25 protein-coding genes are annotated in these 25,316 nt (G+C 69.4%); 14 read left to right on the top strand and 11 right to left on the bottom strand.

All coding sequences use genetic code 11. From position 1 onward, the window contains the following. The 5 genes from DFQ13_RS07405 (at window position 1) to DFQ13_RS07385 (ending at window position 5,352) form a co-directional block, all read left to right on the top strand. Complete coding sequence (locus DFQ13_RS07405) at window positions 1–1,749, top strand: ABC transporter substrate-binding protein (RefSeq protein WP_110079255.1); 1,749 nt, start codon at window positions 1–3, stop codon at window positions 1,747–1,749. Between the two features lie 93 nt (window positions 1,750–1,842). Further along, on the top strand, window positions 1,843–2,856 hold the full coding sequence (locus tag DFQ13_RS07400; RefSeq protein WP_035280008.1) for an ABC transporter permease: 1,014 nt from the start codon (window positions 1,843–1,845) through the stop codon (window positions 2,854–2,856). Further along, window positions 2,853–3,893, top strand: coding sequence for an ABC transporter ATP-binding protein (locus tag DFQ13_RS07395; protein WP_110079254.1), 1,041 nt, complete (start codon window positions 2,853–2,855; stop codon window positions 3,891–3,893). Before DFQ13_RS07400 ends, DFQ13_RS07395 begins: the two co-directional genes overlap by 4 nt. A gap of 77 nt (window positions 3,894–3,970) precedes the next feature. After that, entirely contained in the window at window positions 3,971–4,951 is a 981-nt protein-coding gene (locus DFQ13_RS07390; RefSeq protein ID WP_233427471.1) for an ABC transporter ATP-binding protein, read from the top strand. A 113-nt stretch (window positions 4,952–5,064) separates the two neighbouring features. Beyond that, window positions 5,065–5,352: a hypothetical protein gene (locus DFQ13_RS07385; RefSeq protein ID WP_110079253.1), complete on the top strand. Its 288-nt coding sequence runs from the start codon at window positions 5,065–5,067 to the stop codon at window positions 5,350–5,352. A 26-nt stretch (window positions 5,353–5,378) separates the two neighbouring features. Here the strand turns inward: DFQ13_RS07385 and DFQ13_RS07380 are convergent, their stop codons facing one another. Together DFQ13_RS07380 and DFQ13_RS07375 are read right to left on the bottom strand one after the other, a co-directional pair. Next, window positions 5,379–5,705 carry a hypothetical protein gene (locus DFQ13_RS07380; RefSeq protein WP_146241144.1) on the bottom strand — a complete coding sequence of 109 codons (327 nt, stop codon included), beginning with the start codon at window positions 5,703–5,705 and terminating at the stop codon, window positions 5,379–5,381. Next, a complete protein-coding gene (locus DFQ13_RS07375; RefSeq protein ID WP_233438314.1) occupies window positions 5,702–6,487 on the bottom strand; it encodes a helix-turn-helix domain-containing protein in 786 nt (261 codons plus the stop codon). The genes DFQ13_RS07380 and DFQ13_RS07375 overlap by 4 nt, the downstream gene beginning before the upstream one ends. Window positions 6,488–7,018: 531 nt before the next feature. Between DFQ13_RS07375 and DFQ13_RS07365 the strand changes: the two genes are divergently transcribed. Beyond that, complete coding sequence (locus tag DFQ13_RS07365; RefSeq protein ID WP_233438292.1) at window positions 7,019–8,131, top strand: helix-turn-helix domain-containing protein; 1,113 nt, start codon at window positions 7,019–7,021, stop codon at window positions 8,129–8,131. A 71-nt stretch (window positions 8,132–8,202) separates the two neighbouring features. Here DFQ13_RS07365 and leuA read toward each other — a convergent pair whose 3' ends face one another. Next, window positions 8,203–9,996, bottom strand: coding sequence for a 2-isopropylmalate synthase (gene leuA, locus DFQ13_RS07360; protein WP_110079249.1), 1,794 nt, complete (start codon window positions 9,994–9,996; stop codon window positions 8,203–8,205). 240 nt (window positions 9,997–10,236) lie between these two features. Here leuA and DFQ13_RS07355 point away from each other — a divergent pair, with 240 nt between their 5' ends. Both DFQ13_RS07355 and DFQ13_RS07350 read left to right on the top strand, forming a co-directional pair. Next, window positions 10,237–10,533, top strand: coding sequence for a hypothetical protein (locus DFQ13_RS07355; protein WP_052020874.1), 297 nt, complete (start codon window positions 10,237–10,239; stop codon window positions 10,531–10,533). A 64-nt stretch (window positions 10,534–10,597) separates the two neighbouring features. Beyond that, complete coding sequence (locus DFQ13_RS07350; RefSeq protein ID WP_110079248.1) at window positions 10,598–10,942, top strand: hypothetical protein; 345 nt, start codon at window positions 10,598–10,600, stop codon at window positions 10,940–10,942. Between the two features lie 2 nt (window positions 10,943–10,944). Here DFQ13_RS07350 and DFQ13_RS33640 read toward each other — a convergent pair whose 3' ends face one another. The 3 genes from DFQ13_RS33640 to DFQ13_RS07335 all read right to left on the bottom strand — a co-directional run bounded on the left by DFQ13_RS33640 (window position 10,945) and on the right by DFQ13_RS07335 (window position 14,134). Continuing rightward, window positions 10,945–12,162 (bottom strand): hypothetical protein, encoded by a 1,218-nt coding sequence (locus DFQ13_RS33640; RefSeq protein ID WP_233438291.1) that lies wholly within the window; start codon window positions 12,160–12,162, stop codon window positions 10,945–10,947. 132 nt (window positions 12,163–12,294) lie between these two features. Then, window positions 12,295–12,930 (bottom strand): nitroreductase family protein, encoded by a 636-nt coding sequence (locus DFQ13_RS07340; protein ID WP_110079247.1) that lies wholly within the window; start codon window positions 12,928–12,930, stop codon window positions 12,295–12,297. Beyond that, window positions 12,920–14,134 carry a glycosyltransferase family protein gene (locus tag DFQ13_RS07335; protein WP_233438290.1) on the bottom strand — a complete coding sequence of 405 codons (1,215 nt, stop codon included), beginning with the start codon at window positions 14,132–14,134 and terminating at the stop codon, window positions 12,920–12,922. The genes DFQ13_RS07340 and DFQ13_RS07335 overlap by 11 nt, the downstream gene beginning before the upstream one ends. A 238-nt stretch (window positions 14,135–14,372) precedes the next feature. On the opposite strand from DFQ13_RS07335, the gene DFQ13_RS07330 reads away from it, so the two are divergent. The 4 genes from DFQ13_RS07330 (at window position 14,373) to DFQ13_RS07315 (ending at window position 19,190) form a co-directional block, all read left to right on the top strand. Further along, a complete protein-coding gene (locus DFQ13_RS07330; protein WP_035280016.1) occupies window positions 14,373–15,638 on the top strand; it encodes an aspartate kinase in 1,266 nt (421 codons plus the stop codon). Further along, a complete protein-coding gene (locus DFQ13_RS07325; protein WP_035280017.1) occupies window positions 15,638–16,699 on the top strand; it encodes an aspartate-semialdehyde dehydrogenase in 1,062 nt (353 codons plus the stop codon). The genes DFQ13_RS07330 and DFQ13_RS07325 overlap by 1 nt, the downstream gene beginning before the upstream one ends. Window positions 16,700–16,825: 126 nt before the next feature. After that, entirely contained in the window at window positions 16,826–17,899 is a 1,074-nt protein-coding gene (locus DFQ13_RS07320; protein ID WP_110079246.1) for an alpha/beta hydrolase, read from the top strand. 103 nt (window positions 17,900–18,002) lie between these two features. Then, a complete protein-coding gene (locus DFQ13_RS07315) occupies window positions 18,003–19,190 on the top strand; it encodes an MFS transporter (protein ID WP_110079245.1) in 1,188 nt (395 codons plus the stop codon). 21 nt (window positions 19,191–19,211) lie between these two features. On the opposite strand, the gene DFQ13_RS07310 is transcribed toward DFQ13_RS07315, so the two are convergent. The 3 genes from DFQ13_RS07310 to DFQ13_RS07300 form a co-directional block, all read right to left on the bottom strand. Then, window positions 19,212–19,832, bottom strand: a complete 621-nt coding sequence (locus tag DFQ13_RS07310) for a hypothetical protein (RefSeq protein ID WP_110079244.1) — start codon at window positions 19,830–19,832, stop codon at window positions 19,212–19,214. 254 nt (window positions 19,833–20,086) lie between these two features. Next, a complete protein-coding gene (locus tag DFQ13_RS07305) occupies window positions 20,087–20,296 on the bottom strand; it encodes a ferredoxin (RefSeq protein ID WP_035287182.1) in 210 nt (69 codons plus the stop codon). 14 nt (window positions 20,297–20,310) lie between these two features. Further along, a complete protein-coding gene (locus DFQ13_RS07300; RefSeq protein WP_035287185.1) occupies window positions 20,311–20,955 on the bottom strand; it encodes a hypothetical protein in 645 nt (214 codons plus the stop codon). A gap of 81 nt (window positions 20,956–21,036) precedes the next feature. Between DFQ13_RS07300 and DFQ13_RS07295 the strand changes: the two genes are divergently transcribed. Both DFQ13_RS07295 and DFQ13_RS33030 read left to right on the top strand, forming a co-directional pair. Then, window positions 21,037–22,878, top strand: coding sequence for a prolyl oligopeptidase family serine peptidase (locus DFQ13_RS07295; protein WP_110079243.1), 1,842 nt, complete (start codon window positions 21,037–21,039; stop codon window positions 22,876–22,878). Window positions 22,879–23,260: 382 nt separating this feature from the next. After that, window positions 23,261–23,494 (top strand): hypothetical protein, encoded by a 234-nt coding sequence (locus tag DFQ13_RS33030; protein WP_146241142.1) that lies wholly within the window; start codon window positions 23,261–23,263, stop codon window positions 23,492–23,494. On the opposite strand, the gene DFQ13_RS33025 is transcribed toward DFQ13_RS33030, so the two are convergent. Beyond that, window positions 23,491–24,342: a hypothetical protein gene (locus DFQ13_RS33025; protein ID WP_181399872.1), complete on the bottom strand. Its 852-nt coding sequence runs from the start codon at window positions 24,340–24,342 to the stop codon at window positions 23,491–23,493. The two genes, DFQ13_RS33030 and DFQ13_RS33025, sit on opposite strands and share 4 nt — an antisense overlap. A gap of 164 nt (window positions 24,343–24,506) precedes the next feature. Further along, window positions 24,507–25,076 (bottom strand): DUF6932 family protein, encoded by a 570-nt coding sequence (locus DFQ13_RS33020; protein ID WP_407643134.1) that lies wholly within the window; start codon window positions 25,074–25,076, stop codon window positions 24,507–24,509. Window positions 25,077–25,316: the final 240 nt, after the last annotated feature.

Genomic DNA, 25,316 nt, shown 5'->3' with positions numbered 1-25,316 from the left:
ATGAACAGCAAGCGCTTGGTCACCGCGGTCGCCGCGGGCGCTGCTGTTGCCATGGCACTGTCCGCCTGCGGCGGCAGTACCGGTGGCAACAGCGGTTCGGGGGAGTCCGGCTTCAACGCCGCCCTCGACAAAACCCTCAACCCCTCTGAGAAGAAGGGTGGGGTCATCAAGATCGCCAACGCGGGCACCTGGGACTCCCTGGACCCCGGCGAGACCTACTACGGCTACTCCTGGAACTTCCTGCGCCTCTACGGCCGGTCGCTGGTGATGTTCAAGCCCGCCCCCGGCGGCGCGTCCAACGAGCTGGTCCCGGACCTCGCCGAGAAGCTCGGTGAGCCCAGCGACGGCGGCAAGACCTGGACCTACAAGCTGCGCACGGGCATCAAGTACGAGGACGGCACCCCGGTGACCGCCAAGGACGTCGCGTACGCGGTCCTGCGGTCCACCGACAAGGAGACCTTCCCCAACGGCCCGGCCTACTTCGAGGGCTTCCTCAACCTGCCCGAGGGCTACAAGGGTCCGTACAAGACCCCGGACATGGACACCAGTTCGGCCATCACCACGCCGGACGACCAGACCGTCGTCTTCCACCTCAAGGAAGCCTTCGGCGGCTTCGACTACATGGCGCAGCTCCCGCAGACCGCCCCGGTGCCCAAGGCCAAGGACACCGGCGCCAAGTACAAGGAGCACGTGCTCTCCACGGGCCCGTACAAGTTCGACAAGAACGAGATCGACAAAAAGTTCAACCTGGTCCGCAACGACCAGTGGGACCAGGCCACCGACCCGAACCGCAAGGCGCTGCCGGACGGCTACGAGGTCGAGATGAACGTCAACGCCGACGACATCGACAACCGGCTGATCAACGGTGACCTGCACATCGACATCGCGGGCACCGGCGTGCAGCCCGCGTCGCTGAGCCGCGTCCTCGGCGACCCGAGCCTCAAGGCGAACGCGGACAACCCGACGATCGCGCGCCTGTGGTACACCTCGATCAACCCCACGGTCGCCCCGCTGGACAACATCGACTGCCGCAAGGCGATCGAGTACGCCACGGACAAGACCAGCTACCAGACCGCCTACGGCGGCCCGTTCTCCGGCGGCGACATCGCCACCACCATCATGCCGCCGCTGATCCCCGGCCAGGAGAAGTTCGACCTGTACCCGGCCGGTGCGGACGGCAAGGGCGACGTGAACAAGGCCAAGGAGGCGCTGACCGCCTGCGGCCAGCCCAACGGCTTCGAGACGAACATCGCCTACCGGGCCGAGCGCCCCAAGGAGAAGGCCACCGCCGAGTCGCTGCAGCAGTCGCTGGCCCGCGTCGGCATCAAGCTGACCCTCCGCGCCTTCCCGCAGGGTGACTACTTCTCCCAGTTCGCGGGCAACCCGCCGTTCGTCAAGGCCAACAACCTCGGCTTGGTCGTCAACGGCTGGGGCGCGGACTGGAACGACGGCTTCGGCTTCCTGTCGCAGATCGTCGACAGCCGGGTCATCCGGGAGACCGGCGGCTCGTCGAACACCTCCGTGCGCATCCCCGAGGTCGACACCATGCTCGACGCGGCCATCGCGGAGACCGACGCGACCAAGCGCGAGGCGATGTGGGGCGACATCGACAAGCGGGTCATGGAAGAGGCCGTGATCCTGCCGGGCGTGTACGCGAAGAGCCTGCTCATCCGCGGCAAGGGCCTGACGAACGTCTTCGTCTCGGAGGCGTACGGCATGTACGACTACCTCGCCCTCGGCGCCAGCTAGCCCATCCGACGGTCGAAGCGACGTTAGGCAGGTGAAGGCAGCAGGCGGTGGGCCCGGGACGACCTCCCGGGCCCACCGCCGGTGCCGGCCACTGTGATCACATACATCATCAGGCGGCTGTTCGCCGCGGTCGTGCTGCTGTTCATCGTCAGCATGATCACGTTCGCCATCTTCTTCGTGATCCCGAAGCTCGGTGGCGGCACCCCGGAAACCCTGGCGTCGCGCTACGTCGGTCGAGCGGCCACCGCCGAGACCGTCCGGCTCACCGCCGAGCGGCTCGGCTTCTACGACCCGATCCTGGTGCAGTACGGCCACTGGCTGAAGGGCATCTTCGTCGGCGCCGACTACGACTACGGCCCGGCCGTGGACCACTGCCCGGCCCCGTGCCTGGGCTACTCGTTCCGCACCAACCAGCCGGTGCTGCCGGACCTGCTCGACCGGCTCCCGGTGACCCTGTCGCTGGCCAGCGGCGCGGCGGTCCTGTGGCTGCTCGCGGGCATCTCCGTCGGCACGCTGTCGGCGCTGCGCAAGGGTTCGGTCCTCGACCGCATGTCGATGGGCGTCGCCCTCGCGGGCGTCTCGCTGCCGATCTTCTTCACCGGCCTGATCTCGCTGGCCTTCTTCAGCTACCAGCTCGGCTGGACCGCCCCCGGCGGGTCCTACACCCCGATCACCGAGAACATCGGCGACTGGGCGTACGCGCTGCTGCTGCCATGGATCACCCTCGCCTTCCAGTTCTCCGCCCAGTACGCCCGGCTCACCCGGGCCGGGATGCTGGAGACGATGAACGAGGACTTCATCCGCACCGCCCGCGCCAAGGGCCTGGTCGAGCGCAGGGTCGTGGTCAAGCACGGCCTGCGCGGCGCGCTCACCCCGATCCTCACCATCTTCGGCCTGGACATCGGCCTGCTGCTCGGCGGCGCCGTGCTGACCGAGTCGGCGTTCTCGCTCAAGGGGCTCGGCCAGTACGCCATCGACGCGATCAAGAACTACGACCTGCCCAAGGTGATGGGGGTGACGATCATGGCGGCGTTCTTCATCGTGCTGGCCAACCTGGTCGTCGACCTCCTCTACGCCGTCGTCGACCCGAGGGTGCGCACCGCATGAGCAGCAGCACGGGAGCACAGAACCCGTTCCTGGAAGTCCGCAACCTGCGCGTGCACTTCCCCACCGACGACGGCGTGGTCAAGTCCGTCGACGACCTGTCGTTCAGCGTCGAGCGCGGCAAGACCCTGGGCATCGTCGGCGAGTCCGGCTCCGGCAAGAGCGTCACCAGCCTGTCGGTGATGGGGCTGCACAAGCGGGGCACGGCGGACATCACCGGTGAGATCCTGCTCGACGGGCAGGACCTGGTGGGCCTCGACCCCGACGCCGTGCGCCGGTTGCGCGGCAAGCGGATGGCGATGATCTTCCAGGACCCGCTGTCGGCGATGCACCCGTTCTACTCGGTGGGCAGCCAGATCGTCGAGGCGTACCGGGTGCACAACAAGGTCACCAAGCAGGTGGCCCGCAAGCACGCGATCGACCTGCTGGAGCGGGTCGGCATCCCGAACCCGAAGTCGCGGGTGGACGACTACCCGCACCAGTTCTCCGGCGGGATGCGCCAGCGCGCGATGATCGCCATGGCCCTGTCCTGCGACCCCGAGCTGCTCATCGCCGACGAGCCCACCACCGCGCTCGACGTGACCGTGCAGGCGCAGATCCTGGACCTGATCCGGGACCTGCAGACCGAGTTCAACTCCGCCGTCGTGATCATCACCCACGACCTCGGCGTGGTCGCCGAGCTGGCCGACGACATCATGGTCATGTACGCGGGCCGGGCGGTGGAGTACAGCACCGCCGAGGACATCTTCACCAACCCGCAGCACCCCTACACCTGGGGCCTGCTCGGTTCCATGCCCCGCCTCGACCGCGAGCGCACCGAGCGCCTGCAACCGATCGCGGGCTCCCCGCCCAGCCTGATCAACGTGCCGCAGGGCTGCCCGTTCAACCCCCGGTGCGCCTACGACGCGCTCAACGGCGACCTCAGCACCACCGAGCGCCCGGAGTTCCGCGACGTCGGCGGCGGCCACTTCATCGCCTGCCACCTGTCTGGCGAGGAGCGCACCCGCATCTGGGAGAACGAGATCAGGCCGAAGCTGTGAACGAGGACGCTGTGACTTCTTCTCCCACCGGAACGGCGGTGGACCGGGACGACCTCCTGGTCGCCGAGGACCTGCAGATGCACTTCCCGATCCGCCGCGGCCTGCTGCGCCGCAAGGTCGGCGCGGTGCAGGCCGTGGACGGGCTGACGTTCTCGGTCAAGCGCGGGGAAACCCTGTCGATCGTCGGCGAGTCCGGCTGCGGCAAGACCACCACCGGCCGCCTGCTGACCCGCCTGCTCGAACCCACCGGCGGCAAGGTCACCCTGGAGGGCCGCGACATCACGCACCTGTCCATGTCGGACATGCGCCCGATGCGCCGCGACATCCAGATGATCTTCCAGGACCCGTACTCGTCGCTGAACCCCCGGCACACCGTCGGCACGATCGTCGGCGCCCCGTACCGGTTGCAGAAGGTCGACCCGCCCGGCGGCGTCAAGAAGGCCGTGCAGGAACTCCTGGAACTGGTGGGCCTCAACCCGGAGCACTACAACCGCTACCCGCACGAGTTCTCCGGCGGCCAGCGCCAGCGCATCGGGATCGCCCGCACCCTGGCGCTGCGCCCGAAGCTGATCGTCGCCGACGAACCGGTGTCGGCGCTGGACGTGTCCATCCAGGCCCAGGTGGTGAACCTGCTGGAGGACCTGCAGAACGAGTTCGACCTGACCTACGTGATGATCGCCCACGACCTGTCGGTGGTGCGGCACGTGTCCGACCGGGTCGCGGTCATGTACCTGGGCCAGATCATGGAGATCGCCGACCGGACCGCGCTCTACGAGCGGCCCATGCACCCGTACACGGTGGCACTGCTCTCGGCGGTCCCCATCCCGGACACCAACCGCAAGAACAACCGTGAGCGCATCCGCCTGCAGGGCGACGTGCCCAGCCCGATCAACCCGCCGTCGGGGTGCCGGTTCCACACCCGGTGCTGGAAGGCGCAGGAGATCTGCAAGACGGTGCAGCCGCCGCTGGCGGAACTGGCCCCCGGCCACCGGGCCGCCTGCCACTTCCCGGAGAACACCGACAAGCTGACGATCGACCCGACCGGCGTCGCGAGCTGACCCCCCGCTCGAAGGCCCCACCCGACTCCGGGTGGGGCCTTCGAGCACGTCAGGGCACCTTTTTTGTCGGTGGTACGCGCTACGCTCGAATCAGTCGAGGCGAGGGGGCGCTGGTGGCGGGCAGGCGGGGGTCCGGCGAGTGGGGCGAGGAACCGTTGGAAGTCACGCGGCTGCGCGAATCGGGAACGATCGGCAACCCGCGCCCGCTCGAGCGCGACGGCGGCCAGGTCGGGGTGCTCGCCATCCGGTGGGTCTGCGGGGTGGCCCTGCTCGGCCTGGTCCTCGCGATCCTGGCCACCGGCAACCTGTGGCTGCTGATCGTCGTCTCCCAGGTCCTGTTCGTGGCGACGTGGACGACGACCGGCTGGCGCCAGTTCCTCAGCCGGGACCACCACCGGTAGCCGGTCGGTGTGCTGAGGCGGAGTGGTCAACTCCCGATCCGCTCCTCCATCAGCGCGATCACGGCGATGAACTCGGTTTCGGTCAGGTGCAGCCAGGTCCGGGGCAGCTCGGCGGGGTGCGAGTCGAGTTCGCGCAGCGCTGCCACCGGCCTCGGGTGCAGCCTCACCCAAGCCTGTCTCTCCAGCGAGTCGAAGCGTGCCGCGAACACGTGGTCCGCCCCGCTGCCCGCCCAGGCGACCAGGCCGTCCAGCATCCGACCGCCACGGCGCCGCGCGTCGATGTTCCCGTCCACGTCGGTGATCGCCCATCCCGGACTGGCCTCCAGCGCTTCCCGCAACGGTTGCAGATTCACCCGCCACCACCCCACAACCGGGCGACGAGCTCCTGCGACACCCCTGCCGACAACGCCGAGCCCATGGCTGCGCGCAGTGGAGCGACGTAGTGCTCGGCGTGCTCGTTCTCCAGGATGACGACGGTGTGGTCGAGGTCGAGGATCACCACCGGTGCGAAGTGGCGGAAGCGAAGCACCTGGACGGGGTGCCGAAACGGCGCGGCGACACCATCCGGGATGACCCGAACCCCGCCGGGCCGCGCCAGTCGGACCAACCGTTTCGTCTGCGGGTCGAGTTCGCCCCCGGACCGATCCAGTGCGCGGGTGGGCAGGTAGTGCGTCCACACGGCATCCCCCACGTGCCTGGCCCGCGTGGTCCCAGGTGAGACGTGGGCATTGCCCAGGACGCGCGGTCCACCGGTCACACCGTAGGTGTCTATCGCGTCCGCCAACGACCACAGCGCGCGAACGGTGCCGTTGGGGTCGGAATCCGATGGTGTCGTGTGGATCAGCCAGTCCTTCTTCTCGCTCTCCCGCGCCAAGCCGTAGAGGTGGAGACGACGCTCGGGCGGGACGTCCAGAACGGCGCACAGCCCTCCGATCTCCACCGGGTCCGGCACCCGGCGACCGGTCATCATCCGGTTCACCATCGCCGGTGACATGTTCATGGCGTCGGCCAACATCCGAGTGGTCAGACCGCGCTCCACCTGGACCGCGTCCAGCTCCGACGACAACAGCAGCGATCGAGCGGTTTTCGCCCGAATGTTGTGACGCGCACGGATGAATCCCTTGTATACACCCATGATCCCCACTGCCGATGTGTCGATCTACCTGTTCTTCGAACCCCGGTGCCGGTCCCGCACCCGTCCCAGGCACACCCGCGCGTAGGCCCGCAACCCCGCGTGGTCACTCCAGTCCAGGGCGAAAGGCTTCGGGAGCACGCAGAGCGGCTGTTGTGGTCCCTCCACCGGAGGAGTGGGAAACCTCGTCTCCCGGATGACCAGGAAACGGCGTTGCTCCACGCACGTCCCCACGAACACCGCGATCCCGGTGTCCCCCTTGGCCAACCGGAAGGTGTAGCCGCCCTCGAACACGCGCGAACACGCCCGACTCCCGATGTCACCACTGGAAGTGACCGATACGCCAATGGCGGTACTCGTCTTCACCGGCGCACTCCGGATCTTCGAAAATCACCGAGCGGACAGCACGCCATGTCCCGATCTCCCGTCTACGCTGGGCACTGGTCTCGTCACTCACAGGTACTCTCACGGCTCGGCGCGAGGATGGGAACGACCCAGCCGTCTACACACGTCTACGGTGGAGGAAGGTGCAGCGTGAACGACCTGGGTGCGACACTCCGAGCGGCGCGTGTGGCAGCGGGGCTGAGCCTGGACGGCATGTCGCGGCTGACCCACTTCAGCAAATCAACCCTCGGCCACATCGAAACGGGTCGGCGAGTCGTCCAAGGCGAGCATGTGATCGCTTATTCGAGAGTCCTCGGACTTTCAATCGAAACCCTTTACGGCAAGCCGTTCGACCCTTTGCGTATGGCTCATGAGTGGCTTGTCAGGGAAACGCCCGTACATGCACACCTCAGATCTGGTCGCCGCATCGGGTCGTCTTTGGTCGACACATTGGAGAATCGTGTCGTGGAACTCAGGCACCTGGATGACCTGGTCGGTGGGCGCGATCTCCTCCCTGTGGTCCAACGGGAGTTCGAAGAAGTGCAACTGCTCGCCAAAGAGGCCAGTTTCAGCGAGGTCAACGGACGCAGGTTGTTGGTGGCTGTTGGCGAGTTGGCGCAGTTGGCCGGTTGGGTCGCCAGTGACGCCGGTCGATACCCTGAGGCTCAGGCAACCTACTTGACGGGTGTGGCGGCGGCTCGCGAAGCCGACGATCAGGTTCTGGTCGGACAGCTTTTTTCCAGTCTGGCCTATCAAATGGCCAATGTGGGAGACCCGGCTGATGCCGTGCTCCTCGCGCAAAGCGCCGTAGCCGGTGCGCCAGAAGCCGCTCCGGCTGTCAAAACGCTCTTGCGGGAGCGGCTGGCGTGGTCCTACGCGCGTGCCCGTGACAAGACTTCGGCACTGCGAACCCTCGGGCTGGTGGATGAGGAGTGGGAGCGTCGCTCGCGCAACGATGACGAGCCAGAATGGGTCTACTGGCTGAATCGCCACGAAATCGACGTCATGGCTGGGCGATGCCTGATCGAACTCGGCCAGCCCTCCGCGGCCAAGCCACTTCTCTTCGGCGCGATCGAGGCTTACTCACCCGATCACGTACGAGAGAAGGCGCTGTACATGACATGGCTGGCTGAATCACAAGTCAACGCGGGCGAACTCGACGAGGCACGTCTGACGCTGGAGCAAGCCCGTACCGTCTCCGGGAGCGTCCAATCCTCCCGCCTGGAACTGCGGATGCGACAGGTCGAACGCTTGGCCAACTGACCACACGCGAAGCCGTCTCGCACCGCCTGCCCGACCGGCCTCCGGGCACTGCCCGGAGGCCGGTCGATGGGTCAGCGGAAGGCGCGGTTGACCGCGGACACGACCGCGCGCAGCGAGGCGGAGACGATCGAGCTGTCCACGGCCACCCCGAACAGGACCCGGTCGCCGATGGCGCACTCGACGTAGGCCGCCGCGCGGGCGTCGTCGCCCGCGGTGAGGGCGTGTTCGGAGTAGTCCAGGACGCGGACGTCGTAGCCGACCGTGGCGAGGGCGTCGACGAAGGCGGCGATGGGGCCGTTGCCGCTGCCGGTGACGTCGTGGGAGTCGCCCTCGACGTCGACCGTGGCGTGGATCTCGTTGGTGCCGTCCTCGTTGCCCGAGATCCGGTGGCGGCGCAGGCGCAGGGGGCTGACCCGGTCCAGGTACTCGGTGGCGAAGACGTCCCACATCTCCTTGGGGCCGACCTCGCCGCCCTCGGAGTCCGTGACCGCCTGGATGACCTGGGAGAACTCGATCTGCAGGCGGCGCGGCAGCTTGAGCTGGTGCTCGGTCTTCATCACGTACGCGACGCCGCCCTTGCCGGACTGCGAGTTGACCCGGATGACCGCCTCGTAGGAGCGGCCCACGTCCTTGGGGTCGATCGGCAGGTACGGGACCTCCCACGGGTGGTCCTCAACCGGGGTGCCCGCCGCCTCGGCGTCGGCGCGCAGGGCGTCGAAGCCCTTGTTGATCGCGTCCTGGTGGCTGCCGGAGAACGCGGTGAAGACCAGGTCGCCGCCCCACGGGTGGCGCTCGGCGACCGGCAGCTGGTTGCAGTACTCGACCGTGCGGCGGATCTCGTCGATGTCGGAGAAGTCGATCTGCGGGTCGATGCCCTGGCTGAACAGGTTCATCCCCAGGGTGACCAGGTCGACGTTGCCGGTGCGCTCGCCGTTGCCGAACAGGCAGCCCTCGATGCGGTCCGCCCCGGCCAGGTAGCCCAGCTCGGCCGCGGCGACGCCGGTGCCGCGGTCGTTGTGCGGGTGCAGGCTCAGGACCAGCGAGTCCCGGTTGTCCAGGTTGCGGTGCATCCACTCGATGGAGTCGGCGTAGACGTTCGGGGTGGCCATCTCCACGGTGGCGGGCAGGTTGACGACCATCGGGCGGTCCGGGGTCGGCTGCCACACCGCGGCCACCGCGTTGCACACCTCGGCGGCGTAGGACAGCTCGGTGCCGGTGTAGGACTCGGGGGAGTACTCGAAGCGGAAGTCGGTGTCCGGGTACTTCTCGGCGAAGGCCAGCACGCACTCGGCGCCGTCGGTGGCGATCTTCTTGATGCCCGCGCGGTCGGAGCGGAACACGACCTTGCGCTGCAGGATCGAGGTGGAGTTGTAGAGGTGCACGATCGCGCTGTGCACACCCTGCAGCGCCTCGTAGGTGCGCTCGATCAGCTCCGGGCGGGCCTGGGTCAGCACCTGGATGCGCACGTCCGCCGGGATCGCGCCCTCGGTGATGATCTCCCGGACGAAGTCGAAGTCGGTCTGGCTGGCGGCCGGGAAGCCGACCTCGATCTCCTTGTAGCCCATGCGCACCAGCAGGTCGAACATGCGCCGCTTGCGGGCCGGGGACATCGGGTCGATCAGCGCCTGGTTGCCGTCGCGCAGGTCGACCGCGCACCACAGCGGGGCGCGCTCGATGCGCTTGGTGGGCCAGGTGCGGTCGGGTACGTCGACCTTCTCGACCAGCTCGGGGAACGGGCGGTAGCGGTGGAAGGGCATCGAGCTGCCGCGCTGCGGGTTCCAGGCGGGCTGGGTTTCCGGTGCCGGTCGCGCGGGGGTGCGCAGGCGGCTGGGGGCGTTGCCGATGTTCTCGGGAACACTGCTCATGATGGGGGTCTCCTGCTTACTGGTCGTCGAGCGACCGGCGGCAACGCCGACCTCCGCGACGGGGAGCCGGTCTGGGTCAGACCCCGTCGCGGCGGAGAAGCAGGAGAGCACGCGCCACACCCACACCCTAGCGAGGCGCCACCGGTTTCGGGCAACCCACCCGTCCACATGGTGGGCGGGGGTCCGCATTGGGCTGATCGGAGCAGTTAGAGACCGGTCAGTTTCGGGAATCTTCCGGACATGGCTACTCGCAGATGGCACGGCACCAGCACCCGTGGGAGCGCCGCCCGCATCGTGTCCGGGATCGGCGCCCTCTTCGCGATCATCGAGGTCGTCTACATCCTCCTGATCGTCCTCGGGGCGAACACGGCGAACGCGTTCGTCCGCTTCATGAGCTCCATCGCCGAACCCCTGGCCCTGTTCTTCCCGGGGCTGTTCCCGATCGAGAACTACACCGCCAACGTGGTCGTGAACTACGGCCTGGCCGCGGTCTTCTGGCTCGTGGTGGCCGGTCTGCTCGCCCGCGTGCTCCGCTGACCGGTCCGCGCGCCGCCTCGACCGGGTCGCGGCGGGTCGCGGGTCCGCGTGCCAGACTGCGCTCATGGCTGAGCGCGCCGAGGAGACCGGCAAGGAGACCCGCCGTCGGGAGCCCGCCGTGGTGCGGGCCAAGGCGGTGGGTCTCCTCGCCGGGATCGCCGGGTGGGTCGGCAGGCTGATCGCGCTCGTGCTCGTGCTGCACGTGGTGCTGGTGATGGGCAACGCCAACCCGGACAACCCCATCGCGAACCTCGTGCGCGGCCTGGCCGAACCCCTGTCGCTGGCGTTCAAGACGCTGTTCACCCCGGAGGACGCCAAGCTGGGGCTGCTGGTCAACTACGGCCTGGCGGCGGTGTTCTGGCTCGTGGTGACCTCGGTGGTCGTCCGGCTCATCCGCCGCCTCGGCTAGATCTAGATCGCATATCCCCACAGCGTGAGCGCGTAGGCGCCGAACCACGAGCCCACCAGGGCGAACCCGGTCAGCGTCAGCAGGACGGTGGACGTGCGCCGCTTGGCCAACCCGATCGCCACCGGGATCAGCAGGGTGAAGGCGGGCACCATCAGCCGGATCTTCGAGGCCATGGTCCCGTTCGAGGCGAACGTCATGATCAGCACCAGCACCCCGTAGACCACCAGCGGCAGCTCCAGCCGCCGCCGGAACGCCACCGCGGCCAGCACCAGCGAGGCCGCCAGCACCAGCAGTTCCACGAAGTCGAGGATCGACCGGCCATCGGACAACCGGTCCACCACCCAGTTCGCGGTGGCCACCCCCCAGTCGAAGCCCGAGTCCCAGCCGCGCTCCTGCAGGGCGAACCAGCCGTTGAGCTCGCCGGTCCGCACGGCGACGTACCCGAGGTAGCCGAACAGCCCGAGCGGGGCGATCAACCCGCCCAGCCACGGCCGCCAACTGTCCTTGCGCGTCACGACCGCCACCAGCACGGCGAGCCCGACCCCGGCCACCAGCGCCGCCCCGGTCGTGCGCACCAGGCCCGCGCAGGCGCAGAGCACCCCGGCGTGGACCCACTGCCGTTGCAGGGTGAACACCAGCGCCCACGCCGCGAACGCGCAGAACAGCGCCTCGGAGTAGACCATCGACAGCGAGATCGCCATCGGCGAGCCCGCGAACAGCGCGACCAGGACCAGCCCGACCCGCCGGGACCCGCCGCGCACCAGCTCGCCCATCCTGGCCAGCGCGTACGCGCAGGCCACCCCGGACGCGGCGCTGACCACCAGGCCCGCGGTCAGGGTGTCGAGGCCGATCGAGGACACCAGGCCCACGACCTTGGGGTAGCCGGGGAAGAACGCCAGCGGGGTCGTCGCGTCGCGGTGGCCGAACGAGTCGACCATCATGGTCGGCACCCCGCCGTAACCGCCTTCGGCGATCGCCAGGAACCACCAGCCGTCCCACGACTTCAGCGCGTCGCGCAGCTCGACGCCCTTGTTGCCCGCCAGCCAGGACAGCACCAGCACGGCGAACTGCTGGATGCCCAGGTAGACCACGGCGGGCAGGAGCAGGTGGACGGCGCGGCGGAGCTTCCCGACCCGGTCCGCGACCTCCGGCCCCGGTAATCGCGGTGGGGTCCCGACCGCCTCGTCGCGCACGGACTCGCTCAGCTCGGTGGCGGACAAGACCGGCCCCTCCCCGGTGGTGGTCGATCCGACGGCTCGACAGTCGGGATAACGACGATACCGAGGTTGGTCGGTGGCCGAGAAGACGTCGGTTCCACAAAGGCGGCCGGGAAATCATCACGCCGCGACAATTCACCCCGCGTCGTACGGGGTCCCCCAGCTCCCGGTGAAGGCCGTTTCTGTCAGCGGGAGCCGAACGCGCGGTGCGGTCTCCCTGGCCCGCCGGTCCTCCGGCAGCAGCTCCGGCGGGCCGAGCACCCCGACCGCCACGGCGACCAGCGGGCGCACCGAGTCCGGCAGGCCGAACCCGGCGGCCACCGCCGCCCGGTCGAACCCGGCCATCTGGTGCGCCACCAGCCCCTCGGCCACGGCCTGCAGCACCAGGTTCTCCGTCGCCAGGCCGAGCCCGTACTCGGCGTAGGGGACCTCGCCCTTGGCGTTGGCGGTCTCCGCGCAGCCGACCAGCAGCGCGCCCGCGCCGCCCGCCCACGCCCGGTTCCCCGGGTCGAGCAGCGCCAGGACCCGGTCGAAGGTGTCCGTCCCGCGTGGACCGACGAGGTAGCGGGCGGGCTGGGTGTTGCCGTAGGAGGGCGCCCAGCGCGCGGCGGTCAGCATTCTGGTCAGCGCCGCGGCCGGGACCACGCCCGCGGGGTCGAGGGCGCGCGGGCTCCAGCGGTCGCGGATCAGCGGGTGCGGGTCGCAGGGCAGCAGGTCAGGGGGCGGCGGGTCGGATGGCTGCGGGTGGGATGGCTGCGGGTCAGATGGCATAGCCCCAGGCTGTCAGGGCGTAGGCGCCGAACCAGGAACCCACCAGGGTGAACCCGGCGAGCACCAGCAGCACGGTGGACGTCCGGCGCTTGGCCAGGGCGACCGCCACCGGGATGAGCAGGGTGAACGCCGGGACCATCAGCCGCGCCTTGGAACCCATCATGCCGTTCGCGCCCAGGTCCATCACCAGCACGCCCACGCCGTAGGCGAACAGCGGCCACTCCAACCGGTGCCGCACCGCCACCCCGACCAGCACCAGCGACAGCGCGATCAGCGCCACCGTGCCGACCTCCAGGATCGACCGCCCGTCGGCGAGCCGGTTCACGGTGAACCGCCAGGTGGCCGCGCCCCAGTCGAAGTGCGAGTCCCAGCCGCGCTCCTGCAGGGCGAACCAGCCGTTCCACTCCCCGGTCCGCACCGCCACCCAGCCGAGGTACCCGAGCAACCCGATCGGGGCGAGCAGCCCGCCCACCCACGGCCGCCACCCCTGCTTGCGGCCGATCACCGCGATCAGCGCGGCGAGCCCGACGGCCAGCACCAGCGCCGCCCCGGTCGTGCGCACCAGCCCGGCCAGCGCGCACCACAGGCCCGCGTACACCCAGCGCCGCTGCACCAGGAACACCAGCGACCACGCGGCGAAGGCGCAGAACAGCGCCTCCGAGTAGGCCATCGACAGCGAGATCGCCATCGGCGACCCGGCGAACAGCGCCACCAGCACCAGCCCGACCCGCCGCGAACCGCCGCGCACGAGTTCGCCCAGTCGGGTGAGGGCGTAGGCGCAGGCGATGCCCGCGACCACGCTCACCGCCAGCGCGGAGGCCACCGGCTGGAAGCCCAGCCAGGTCAGCAGGCCGACCACCTTGGGGTAGCCGGGGAAGAACGCCAGCGGCGTCTCCATCGAGTGCCTGCCGTAGGCGTCGACCAGCTTGGTCGGCACCCCGGAGTAGCCGCCCTCGGCGATCGCCAGGAACCAGTCGCCGTCCCAGGAGCGCAGCACGTCGGAGGCGCGGACGCCCTTGTGGTCGGACAGCCAGGTCAGCATCAGCAGGCTGACCTGCCGGATGCCGAGGTACACCACGGCGGGCAGGACCAGGTGGACGAGCCTGCCCCAGTCGACGCGGCGCGACCCCGGTGCCTCCGGGACCTCGACCGGCTGCTCCGGCGCGCGGTCGGGCGCGGACCTGGTCACGTCGGTCGCGGACACCCCGACCCTCCCCATTCGGTCGCCGTACTCCTGCGCTGCCGCGCGGTAGGAGGCGACGATACCGGGCCGGGCGGGCGGCGCCGCGCCGTTCAGCCCACCCGGTGACGGGCCGTGTCGACGAGCAGTGGTGACGGCCACTGGAGCACCGGTCTGGGCCGACCGCGCAGGTACGCTCACGCGAGACATGCGGCGTGGGCTGTCGGCCGCGTCCGCTCGCGGCTTGAGGAGGTTGCACGCAGTGGCGCTCGTCGTCCAGAAGTACGGCGGTTCCTCGCTGGAGAACGCCGACCGGATCAAACGGGTCGCCGAGCGGATCGTCGCCACGCGCAAAGCGGGGAACGACGTCGTGGTGGTCTGCTCCGCGATGGGGGACACGACCGACGAGTTGCTCGACCTCGCCAAACAGGTCAACCCGGTCCCGCCGCAGCGGGAGATGGACATGCTGCTGACCGCGGGGGAGCGCATCTCCAACTCGCTGGTGGCCATGGCCATCGCCGCGCTCGGCGCCGAGGCGCGCTCGTTCTCCGGCTCGCAGGCCGGGGTGATCACCACCTCGGCGCACGGCAAGGCGCGCATCATCGACGTGACGCCCGGCCGGGTCCGGGCCGCGCTGGACGAGGGCCACATCGTGCTGGTGGCCGGGTTCCAGGGCGTCAGCCAGGACACCAAGGACATCACCACCCTGGGCCGCGGCGGGTCGGACACCACCGCGGTCGCGCTCGCCGCCGCGCTCAACGCCGACGTGTGCGAGATCTACACCGACGTGGACGGGGTCTACACCGCCGACCCGCGGATCGTGCCGGACGCCAAGCGCCTCGACCAGGTCACCTACGAGGAGATGCTGGAGATGGCGGCGAGCGGCGCCAAGGTGCTCATGCTGCGCTGCGTCGAGTACGCGCGCCGCTACGGGGTGCCGATCCATGTCCGATCGTCTTACAGCGACAGGCCCGGCACCACGGTGTCCGGGGCAATGGAGGACTTGACCGTGGAACAGGCGATGATCACCGGCGTCGCGCACGACCGGTCCGAGGCGAAGGTGACCGTGGTCGGCGTGCCCGACACCGCGGGCGTGGCCGCGCGGATCTTCCGCACGGTGGCCGACTCCGAGATCGACATCGACATGGTGCTGCAGAACGTGTCCAGCACCGTGTCCGGCAAGACCGACATCACCTTCACCCTCTCCAAGAGCAACGGCCCCACCGCGGTCGAGGCGCTGGAGAAGGTGCGCGAGGAGCTGGGCTTCGCGCAGGTCCTCTACGACGACCACGTGGGCAAGGTGTCGCTGGTCGGCGCCGGGATGCGCTCGCACCCCGGCGTCACCGCCCAGTTCTGCGAGGCGCTGGCCGAGGCCGGGGTGAACATCGAGATCATCAACACCTCGGAGATCCGGATCTCGGTGCTCATCCGCGACACCCAGCTCGACGAGGCGGTCCGGGCCATCCACGAGGCCTTCGACCTCGGCGGCGACGAGGCCGCGGTCGTCTACGGCGGGAGTGGTCGCTGATGGCACCGGTCCTGGCCCTCGTGGGCGCCACCGGCGCCGTGGGCACCGTGATGGTCGACATCATGAACAGCAGGCAGAACTGGCCGTGGGGCGAGGTGCGGCTGATCGCCTCACCCCGGTCGGCGGGCAAGAAGATCGTGGTGCGCGGCGAGGAGCTGACCGTGCTGGCGCTGGCGCCGGAGGTCTTCGACGGCGTCGACGTGGCGATGTTCGACGTGCCCGACGAGGTGTCGGCGCGGTGGGCGCCGATCGCCGCCGAGCGCGGCGCGGTCGCGGTGGACAACTCCGGCGCGTTCCGGATGGACGACGACGTGCCGCTGGTCGTGCCCGAGGTCAACGCGGACAAGGTGGCCGACCGCCCGCGCGGGATCATCTCGAACCCGAACTGCACCACGCTGTCGATGATGGCGGCGCTGGGCGCGCTGCACCGCGCGTTCGGGCTGCGCCAGTTGGTCGTCGCGTCCTACCAGGCGGCCTCGGGCGCCGGGCAGGAGGGCATCGACCGGCTGCACGCCGAGGTCGACGCGGTCGCGGGCAAGGGCGTGGGGGACCGGGCCGGTGACGTGCGCGAGGCGCTGGCCGCCGCCGGTCTGTCCCTTTCGGACTCGCCGTTCCCGGCCCCGCTGGCCTTCAACGTCGTGCCGTGGGCGGGTTCGCTCAAGGAGGACGGCTGGGCCAGCGAGGAGTTGAAGGTCCGCAACGAGTCCCGCAAGATCCTGGGCATCCCGGACCTGGCCGTCTCGGCGACCTGCGTGCGGGTGCCGGTGGTGACGACGCACTCGTTGGCCGTCCACGCCACCTTCGCCGCCCCGGTCACCGTCGCCGAGGCGCACCGCATCCTCGGCGAGCAGCCGACGCTGGTGTTGCAGGACGACCCGGCCAACGGCGTCTTCCCGACCCCGGCGGACGTCGTCGGCGGCGACCCGACGTACGTCGGCCGGGTGCGCCAGGCGCTGGACTTCCCGAACACGCTGGACTTCTTCGTGTGCGGGGACAACCTGCGCAAGGGCGCGGCGCTGAACACCTACGAGATCGCCGAGGTGCTCGCCGCCCGGGCCTGACCCGCTCCACCCCACGCGCGAGCGGCCTCCCCCGGGGGGCCGCTCGCGCGTGCTTTCCGGGCGACCTCTCGCCCCCCTGGTTACCAGCGAGTAACGTGGCGGGCAGGGGCTGAACGAGGAGGTTGGATGTCAACGCTGGTGAACCGAATCCCGCTGCGGGCACAGGCACTCGGCGCCAGGCTGGCGTACGCGCTGCCCAGGCCGCTGCGCCGGGTCATCGCGGGCAAACCCATCCGCATCGACGGGCAGGAACTGGCCCTCGACGCCCAACTGCTGGTCACCCTGCAGCGGCTGTCCGGCGCCGGGATGGTGAACGAGACCCCGGAGGCGTCGCGCCGCAAGCTGGAGGCGTCGGAGCGCCTGGTGAGCGGACCGCCGATCGAGCCGGTGACCGTGCGCGGCCTGGTGCTCGGCGGAGTCCCGGCCCGGCTCTACGAACCCGCCGGGGTGGGCGACGACGCGCCGCTGCTGGTCTTCTACCACGGCGGCGGGTGGGTCGTCGGCTCGCTGGACAGCCACGACAACCCCTGCCGGTTCATCGCGGTCAACGCCCACGTCAAGGTGCTCTCCGTCGACTACCGACTGGCCCCGGAACACCCCTTCCCGGCCGCGGTCGACGACGCCGTGAGCGCCTTCCGCCACGCGGTGGCCCAGGCCGCCGACCTGGGCGTCGACCCGGACCTGATCGCCGTCGGCGGGGACAGCGCGGGCGGCAACCTCGCCGCGGTCGTCTCCCACCAGCAGGTGCTCGCGGGCGGGCCCGTCCCGGCGTTCCAGCTTCTGTTCTACCCGGGCACCGACGGCACCACCCGGCGCCGCTCGCGCGACCTGTTCGCCGACGGGTTCTTCCTGACCAGCGACCAGATGGACTGGTTCATGGACCACTACATGCCCGAGCAGGACCAGCGCAGCGACCCCCGGTTCTCGGTGCTGCTGGCCGAGGACCTCAGCGGGATGCCGCCCGCCTACGTCGCCACCGCCGGGTTCGACCCGCTGCGCGACGAGGGGGAGGCCTTCGCCGACCGGCTCGCCGCCTCGGGCGTGCCGGTGGTCAAGAGCAGGCAGGCCGACCTCATCCACGGCTACATCAACTTCCTCGGCGTCGGCACCCGGTTCCGCGAGGCGCTGTCGGAGGCGACCGGCGCGCTGCGCACCGGCCTCGCGCTCAGCGGCCGCAAGGGCGCCGACCTGAACACCTGACCCGCCGCTGACCCCGGCCGGTGCCCCGCCCGACGGGCGCAGCACCGGCCGGGCCCGTGATATCCGGTTGACCCGTCCCGGCCCGCACGACGACATTCGACCCATGCAGCAGTACCGCCGGTTGCTCGGCCTCCCCGGCATGCCCGCCCTGATGATCCTGCTCTTCTTCGCCAGGGTGCCCGGCGCCGCCACCACGATGGTGCTCACGCTGCACGTCGCGGTGGGCCTCGACCGGGGCTACGGGCAGGCGGGGCTGGTCGGCGCCGCGGTCACCGTCGGCATGGCGGTCGGCTCGCCCTACGTCGGCCGGGTCGTCGACCGCTACGGCCTGCGCCCGATGCTCGTGGTGGTCACGCTGGGCGAGACCGCGTTCTGGCTGACCATGCGGTTCCTGCCCTACGAGGCGCTGCTGCCGGTGGCGTTCGCGGGCGGGGTGGTGGCGCTGCCCGCCATGGCCATCGGGCGGCAGGCCGTCGCCGCGATCGCCCCACCGGAACTGCGCCGCACCGGGTACTCGCTGGACTCGGTGTCGACCGAGCTGTCGTTCATGGTGAGCCCCGCGGTCGCCGTCCTGCTCGCCACCCGCTTCTCCACGGCCACCGCCACGACGCTGCTCGGCGTCGCGGTGTTCCTGGCGGGCGGGGCGCTCGCGGCGATGAACCCGAAGGTCAAGGCGGAAACCGGCCCGGGCGCGCCGAGAAGGGTGCCGCGCCGGGAGTGGCTGACCCCGCGGCTGGTCGGCGTGCTCGCCGTCGCGGGCGGCGCCACGTTCGTGCTGTCCGGCATCGACGTCGCCCTGGTCGCCGCGCTGCGCGACACCGGTCAGCTCGACTGGACCGGGGTGGTGGTCGCCGGGTGCTCGCTGGCCTCGGCGGTCGGCGGGCTGGTGCACGGCCTCGTCCGGCGCTCGCTGCCGCAGTTGGTCCTGATGGCGCTGCTGAGCGCGCTCACTCTGCCGGTCGGGTTCGTCGCGGGCGGACCGTGGTGGCTGCTGTCGCTGGTGCTGCTGCCCGCCTGCGCCGTGTGCGCGCCGACCGTCGCCGCCACCGGGGAGGGCGTCGCCCGGCTGGCGCCGCCCGCGGCCGCGGGCGAGGCCGCCGGGTTGCAGAGTTCGGCGTTCACCCTCGGCGTCGCCCTGGGCGCGCCCGCGGTCGGCTTCGTGCTCGACCACGGGAACGCGGTGCTGGGCTTCGCCGCGGCGGGGCTCGGCGGGCTGCTGGTCGCCCTGGCCGCGTGGCTGCTGGCGCGGGTCCACCAACCCGCGCCAGCGGAGATCCCGGCGGCCCCCTGAGCGGGAGCCGCCGGGGGTTCCCTACGCCGTGCGGCACCAGTGGGTGAGGTAGGCCGACGCCTCGGCGGCGAGCCAGGCGTCCAGCTTGGGCACGTTCACGCTGCGCGAGAGGCGCAGCTCGCGACCGCGGCGGGTGTCGAGGACCAGCGGCCGGGCCCCGGGCCGCAGCTCGGGCATGCAGCGGTCGAGCACCCGCAGCGCGGCGTTGGCGGCGTCGCGGGGCAGCGGCGCCTCCTTCAGGTACAGCAGCACCACGTGCTCGTCGCCGTGGCGGTCCTCGAACGCCAGGTGCGGGCTCACCGCCAGGTCCAGGCTGCCGAAGCCCAGCAGCGCCGACCCCACCGCCACCGGGGTCGCCCCCCGGCCGCGCCACCAGCGCAGGAAACCCTCGGCGACCTCGGTGAACGCCCGGGCCTGGCCGTTCAGCTCGGCCGCCGCCACGGCCGCGGCGAGCGTGGCCGCCGGGTCGGGGTCGGTGACACAGGCCTGGACGGCTTTGATGATCGGCCGGTAGAAGACGTGCGCGTAGTGCTCCTCGTCGACGGCCCTGGCGTGCTGGTCGGCGACGATCTCGGTGCGGCCCCGCCGCCCGGCGGCGGCGTACTCGACGAACGACGACGTGGCGACAACAACGTTCCCCATGCGGTCCTCCCTGGCGGGTCGTGCTCCCGGGAGAATTTTATCGCGGGGGTATGACACATCTGTTCGACTGAACGGGTACCGCTGCGGACCTGATGGATTTCCCGCCCGGTTGCCGCACCTGCGGAGCAGTATTCCCACCCATTCGCCCACGGCGTTCCGCAATCGATTCCCGGCGCCGATCGGGAGCGGGCGCGGCGGGTCCCCGGTGCGCGCCGGACCGCGGGCAGGCCGGCACCGGGGACCACCGCCGTACCTCAGCCGACCAGGGTTTTCCCGCCCTCGGTGATGGTGATGGCCAGCGCCGGGCAGGCCTCCGCCGCGTCCAGCGCGTCCTGGTCCGGTTCGATCCGCGCGGACCGCGCGGTGGCCACCAGGCCGTCCAGTTCGAAATGGTCCGGCGCAGCCGCCGCGCAAACACCCGCGGCTATGCACCGGCCCGCGTCCACATTCAGATTCCAGGTCATCCCGACACGGTAGATCAGCGCCCGATTTCCTCGAACGTGGCGACGATCTCATCGAGCGCCGGTCCCGCCGCGTCCCGGCGGTCCTCCAGCGTCCAGGCGATGACCTGGTAGTACGCCCCGTCCCCCTCGACGAGGGTCTGCCAGAACAGCGCGTCCACGCCGTCGATCGAACCGCTCATCTCGTAGCGCACCGCCGTGCGCCCGCCCAACCGCATCGGCGTGCCCTGGTCGACCTTCAACACGCCCCCGCCCGCCAGTTCGCTCACCGTGGCCTCCTCGAAGTCGGGGAAGTCGGTGTAATCGGCCTTGTCGAACGGCACGACCATGACGTAGCGCTCCTGGAAAAGCTGCCCCTGGGCCAGCACCGCGCGCTCGTCGCGGTACTCCGCGGCCAGCTCGCGCCACCCCTCCGGCACGGTCATCCGGCTGCGCCCGTCGGACGCGGTGACCACCTTGGTCAGCGAGTCGTCGGGCGCGCTGCGCCGCTGCGGCGTGCCGTTGGTGGCCACCACCAGCCAGGCGACCGCACCGAGCAGCACGACGAGCAGCAGCGACAGCCCCACCCACAACCCGGTCGGGCGCTTCGGCGGCGGGCCCACCATGCCCCCGGGGAAGTACTGGCCACCGGCGCCGACCTGCCCGGACCACTGCTCAGCCATGCCCGATCCCGCCCCCAGACCCCGCGACCCGCCCCTGGCGGCGGGCGACGGCGAGCCTACCGGCCTGGCAGGATCGGGCAGGTGACGAATCATCCAGGCGCCGAGGTCCCGGACCACCTGTTCACCGACGCCGCGGCGGAGGCGCGCTGGCGGGCCCGCTTCCACGCCGCCCGGGTGTCGCTGCCCGACTGGGCCTGGCAGGCGCCCGACCGCACCGTCTACGCCTCCAACGCCAGCGGCGTGTGGGAGATCTACGCCTGGGACCGGGCCACCGACACCCACCGCCAGGTCACCGACCGCCCCAACGGCACCCTGCACGCCACGGTCAGCCCGGACGGCGAGCACATCTGGTGGTTCGACGACACCGACGGCGACGAGTTCGGCTCCTGGGTGCGCGAGCCCTACGGCGGCCGCCCGGCGGGCGCGGCGGCCGAACCCGCCGTCGCGGGCACCAAGCCCGGCTACCCGGCGGGCCTGGAGATCGGCGACGAGGTCGTCGCGGTCGGCGTCGCCGACGACGACGGCACCACCGTCTACCTCGCCCGGGGCGGAGCGGAAGCCGAGGTCGTCTACCGCAACGAGAACGACGGCGGCGTCGCGGCCCTGTCCTTCGACGAGACCCTGCTGGCCATCGCCCACTCCGAGCACGGCGACAACCGCCACCCCGCCCTGCGCGTCCTGTCGGTCGCCGACGGCACGGCGGTGGCGGAGAAGTGGGACGGCCCCGGCAAGGGCCTCGACGGCATCGCCTTCAGCCCCGTCGAGGGCGACCAGCGGCTCCTCGTCCTGCACGAGCGCCACGGCCGCGAGGAACTGCTCATCTGGGACGTCGCCGCCGACACCGAGACCGAGATCGCCCTCGACCTCCCCGGCGAGGTCACCGCGGGCTGGTACACCGACGGCGCGGCACTGCTCATCGCGCACACCCACGAGGCCCGCAACACGCTGCACCGCTACGAGATCAGCACCGGCACCCTGTCCACCTTGGACACCCCGCCCGGTGTCATCGGCGCCGCCCACACCCGCAAGGACGGCACGGTCGAGTACTCCACGTCGAACGCGGCCCACCCCACCGCCGTCCGCGCCCTGTTCACCGACGGCACCGACCGCGTCCTGCTCACCCCACCCGGCGACCCGGCCCCGCCCTCGGCCCCGCTGGTGGACGCGTTCGTCGAGTACGCCAACGGCCGCGTCCACGCCCTCGTCGCCCGCCCCACCGACGCCCCGGACGGCCCCCTCCCCACCGTCTTCAGCCTCCACGGCGGCCCCCACGCCGCCGACGAGGACCGCTTCTCGGCCTACCGGGCCCTGTGGCTCGACGCGGGCTTCGCGGTCGTCCACGTCAACTACCGGGGCTCCACCGGCTACGGCTCAGCGTGGCGAGACGCCATCGAGGGCCGCCCCGGCCTCACGGAGCTGGAGGACGTCGCCGCCGTCCACACCTGGGCGGTCGAATCCGGCCTGGCCGACCCGGCCAAGTGCGTGGTCAACGGTGCGTCGTGGGGCGGCTACCTGACCCTCCTGGCCCTGGGCACCCAACCCAAGCTGTGGGCAGCGGGCGTCGCGGGCGTCCCGGTCGCCGACTACCTCGCCGCCTACGAAGACGAGATGGAACCCCTCCGCGCCTTCGACCGGGCCCTCTTCGGCGGCTCCCCCACCGAGGTCCACGACCGCTACGTCGAGTGCTCCCCCCTGACCTACGTGGACCAGGTCCAAGCCCCGGTCCTGGTCCTGGCAGGCGAGAACGACCCCCGCTGCCCCATCCGCCAGATCGACAACTACCTGGACCGCCTGGCCACCCGGGACATCCCCTACGAGATGTACCGCTACGACGCAGGCCACGGCTCCCTGGTGGTGGCCGAAACCATCAAGCAGTCCCTCATCGAAGTCCACTTCGCCCTGAAGTCCCTCAACCTCAGGTAGCAACCCACCGGACGGCCCGGGCACGCCCCACCGCTCGGGCCGTCCGATGGGGCGGTCTCCAAGAGACAGCGATGCCAGTTTCAGAAGCTTTGAGTTCGATGCTGGTTTCCACTCACGTGCTCAGCGCCCGCCCACGCGAGGAGCTCGCACCGGGGTCTGGGGACCGCCCCTTAGGACGAGGAAAGGGCGATCCCTGTCCGGGCTCTCTGCAGACAGGAACCGCCGAATCGCCCGTCGGGGTAGCAGGATTTGAACCTGCGACCCCTTCGTCCCGAACGCGGTTGCCTCATGGGTTGCCGTAATCCCCGGTTGCTCTGAGCTGGCGTTTCATCTGCTCCAGGACTAGCTATGTGCAGCGTGTGTCAGGCCGTTCGCTGACTCCGTGCTGACGACGGACCCGTTCGGCGACCTTCTCGATGTCGAACTGGCGGCTGCCGGGTCACTGCTGGTCAGCGGCGAGGTGAAGCGGGTCATGTTGGGCAACGATGGACCACCTCGTGCACCCCGGCTGCTGTACTTCCATGCTGTACATCTGCCTGCCCGCTCCAGCGTCTGCTTCTGGCTTCAGGCCATGACCGTTGCATTGGTGGCCATGGTTAGACCTGCAATAAGTTAACTATCTCTGGGAGTATCTCGCGAAGCGGCAAATTGTTCGCCAGAGCCAATTTTTGATTGCCTTGCTTCTATCTTTGTAAGGAAGTATCCCCGTCCTGATGGCCGGTCGCTTCCTTGCGCAAATTTCGTGACGACACGAAGCCTTGCTCTTACCTGCAAATCGCGCTCAGCGCCAAATTGCGCCACGGTGGCGGCTAGGTTTTCTGGCACAGAAGCACGAAAGGGCGGACCGGTCGACGGCAAGAAGCTAACGAGACCTGAGGACCATTGCCAACCATCAATGGTTGCGAAAACTACTATTTCTGTAATTTTCTCTGTAGCCTCAGAAGATGCTTCTTTCAACCTGCGTGCTGCCTGAGTGGAGAAGTTCAGATTAACTGAACCCCTAGTCGGATCTCTCCAAGAGCCGGAAATCTCGTAATCGCCATTAATTGCAGCAAGAGCCAGTCTTTTAACGGCGCGTCGGGCTGAAGGATTAAGATCCTCAAGAGCGGCAAGCATTTCAGCTCCGCTAGGGTCATGAGTATCTTCTGCGACAACTAGCAATGTGACAAGCTTCCGAAGTCCGACAACTTCCGCAGAAACTAGCCTTTCAGGACTAAAAGCGCTAGGAGGAGCCTCTGAAACTTCTGGCTCAAAAGTCAAGCGAACACTACCCGGGGCAGGGGAAACCATGAGACGCGATGTCAGCCTTGACAGCCCCCGAATACTTTTGGTAATTTCTTTTGAAACTGATGCTGCGGCTGCCACAAAACGGGCAAGCATATCCGCTGGCGTTGCATGTTCCTTAACGGACGCCCCATTTAGGTGCAGATCAAGTTGAGGAACTTCTCCGTACGCTGCGGTCACGAGCCAGGCCCGGTGACGTTGCATGGATGTTAGCCCAGGGTAGTCAGGCGAGACGCTGCGTAGCATCTCGTCGTACGACCGAAGCTCCTCGAACGGGTCAACCCGCCGCCCCGGAGTGAGGGACCGACGGCTAAAGAGCGCAGGTGGGAGCGGTTCGGACACCTTCACCACCTCACTTCCACGAAGCCCTTGCCATCGTCACAGTAGACGTAGTTGCCCTCGCTGTCGTGGCCAACATTAACCATGACACGAACGCGTGACCACTGTCGAGACCAATGTTCCAGATCGTTAAGACTGTCTTGATGGAATCCATGACCCTCCGGAAACCACCACGTATAGCTAAAGCTTGTCAAATGATCAAGAGCGGTGCCGCCGACCTCGTATCGTTGAGCCTCATGATGATTAGTTCGCCTTGTGGCTTCTTCATGATCCAAACCATGAATTTCGCGCATTGTCGGAATTCTCTCACCGTCAATGATGACGAGCATGTCGATATCCGACGGCCTCTCTTTGTCGGTGACAAAGGAGCCATTGATCCAACATGCTTTTAGAGGCACTAGATCTGCCGTTATTGTTTCGAGGCGACTACGGGCCATCAAGATCATGCTTCGTCGGTGGGCGGTGCTTCCGAAAGTCTTGTCGACTTCATCCCAGGTTGCGACGTAAGGGCTCAACGCTGGCGGCAGGACCCGCAACCCAGGGTCGACAGTCGAGCACTCTAGATCCGGCAGCATCCCCGCAGGTCCTCCTTCGCCGGGCGGTACATCGAAAAGTGTATGCGCACTGTTACACCGAGCTATCGACTCTATCCCTCCTAGGAGGGGGCTTCCTGCCTCGCCGCCGTCTGGGCGCTTTCGATCAGTCTGGCCATCAGGGTGCAGCCCTCGACGGACACTGGCGGCCAGACGCCGCATGCTCTGCGCCTTGGTGGCCAGACTGATAGCCCGTGTTCTGACGGCGGCGAGACAGGCAGT

The sequence above is a fragment of the Actinokineospora spheciospongiae genome (assembly GCF_003182415.1).
Taxonomy (GTDB): domain Bacteria; phylum Actinomycetota; class Actinomycetes; order Mycobacteriales; family Pseudonocardiaceae; genus Actinokineospora; species Actinokineospora spheciospongiae.
This window is presented reverse-complemented; position numbering and strand designations above follow the sequence as displayed.

Bases quoted from the DNA above. Each gene is read 5' to 3' on its own strand.
- DFQ13_RS07405 (WP_110079255.1), top strand. From the start codon at position 1: ATGAACAGCAAGCGCTTGGTCACCGCGGTCGCCGCGGGCGCTGCTGTT.
- DFQ13_RS07395 (WP_110079254.1), top strand. From the start codon at position 2,853: ATGAGCAGCAGCACGGGAGCACAGAACCCGTTCCTGGAAGTCCGCAAC.
- DFQ13_RS07390 (WP_233427471.1), top strand. From the start codon at position 3,971: ATGCACTTCCCGATCCGCCGCGGCCTGCTGCGCCGCAAGGTCGGCGCG.
- DFQ13_RS07375 (WP_233438314.1), bottom strand. From the start codon at position 6,487: ATGGGTGTATACAAGGGATTCATCCGTGCGCGTCACAACATTCGGGCG.
- leuA (WP_110079249.1), bottom strand. From the start codon at position 9,996: ATGAGCAGTGTTCCCGAGAACATCGGCAACGCCCCCAGCCGCCTGCGC.
- DFQ13_RS07355 (WP_052020874.1), top strand. From the start codon at position 10,237: ATGGCTACTCGCAGATGGCACGGCACCAGCACCCGTGGGAGCGCCGCC.
- DFQ13_RS07350 (WP_110079248.1), top strand. From the start codon at position 10,598: ATGGCTGAGCGCGCCGAGGAGACCGGCAAGGAGACCCGCCGTCGGGAG.
- DFQ13_RS07340 (WP_110079247.1), bottom strand. From the start codon at position 12,930: ATGCCATCTGACCCGCAGCCATCCCACCCGCAGCCATCCGACCCGCCG.
- DFQ13_RS07325 (WP_035280017.1), top strand. From the start codon at position 15,638: ATGGCACCGGTCCTGGCCCTCGTGGGCGCCACCGGCGCCGTGGGCACC.
- DFQ13_RS07320 (WP_110079246.1), top strand. From the start codon at position 16,826: ATGTCAACGCTGGTGAACCGAATCCCGCTGCGGGCACAGGCACTCGGC.
- DFQ13_RS07315 (WP_110079245.1), top strand. From the start codon at position 18,003: ATGCAGCAGTACCGCCGGTTGCTCGGCCTCCCCGGCATGCCCGCCCTG.
- DFQ13_RS07310 (WP_110079244.1), bottom strand. From the start codon at position 19,832: ATGGGGAACGTTGTTGTCGCCACGTCGTCGTTCGTCGAGTACGCCGCC.
- DFQ13_RS07305 (WP_035287182.1), bottom strand. From the start codon at position 20,296: ATGACCTGGAATCTGAATGTGGACGCGGGCCGGTGCATAGCCGCGGGT.
- DFQ13_RS07300 (WP_035287185.1), bottom strand. From the start codon at position 20,955: ATGGCTGAGCAGTGGTCCGGGCAGGTCGGCGCCGGTGGCCAGTACTTC.
- DFQ13_RS33020 (WP_407643134.1), bottom strand. From the start codon at position 25,076: ATGCTGCCGGATCTAGAGTGCTCGACTGTCGACCCTGGGTTGCGGGTC.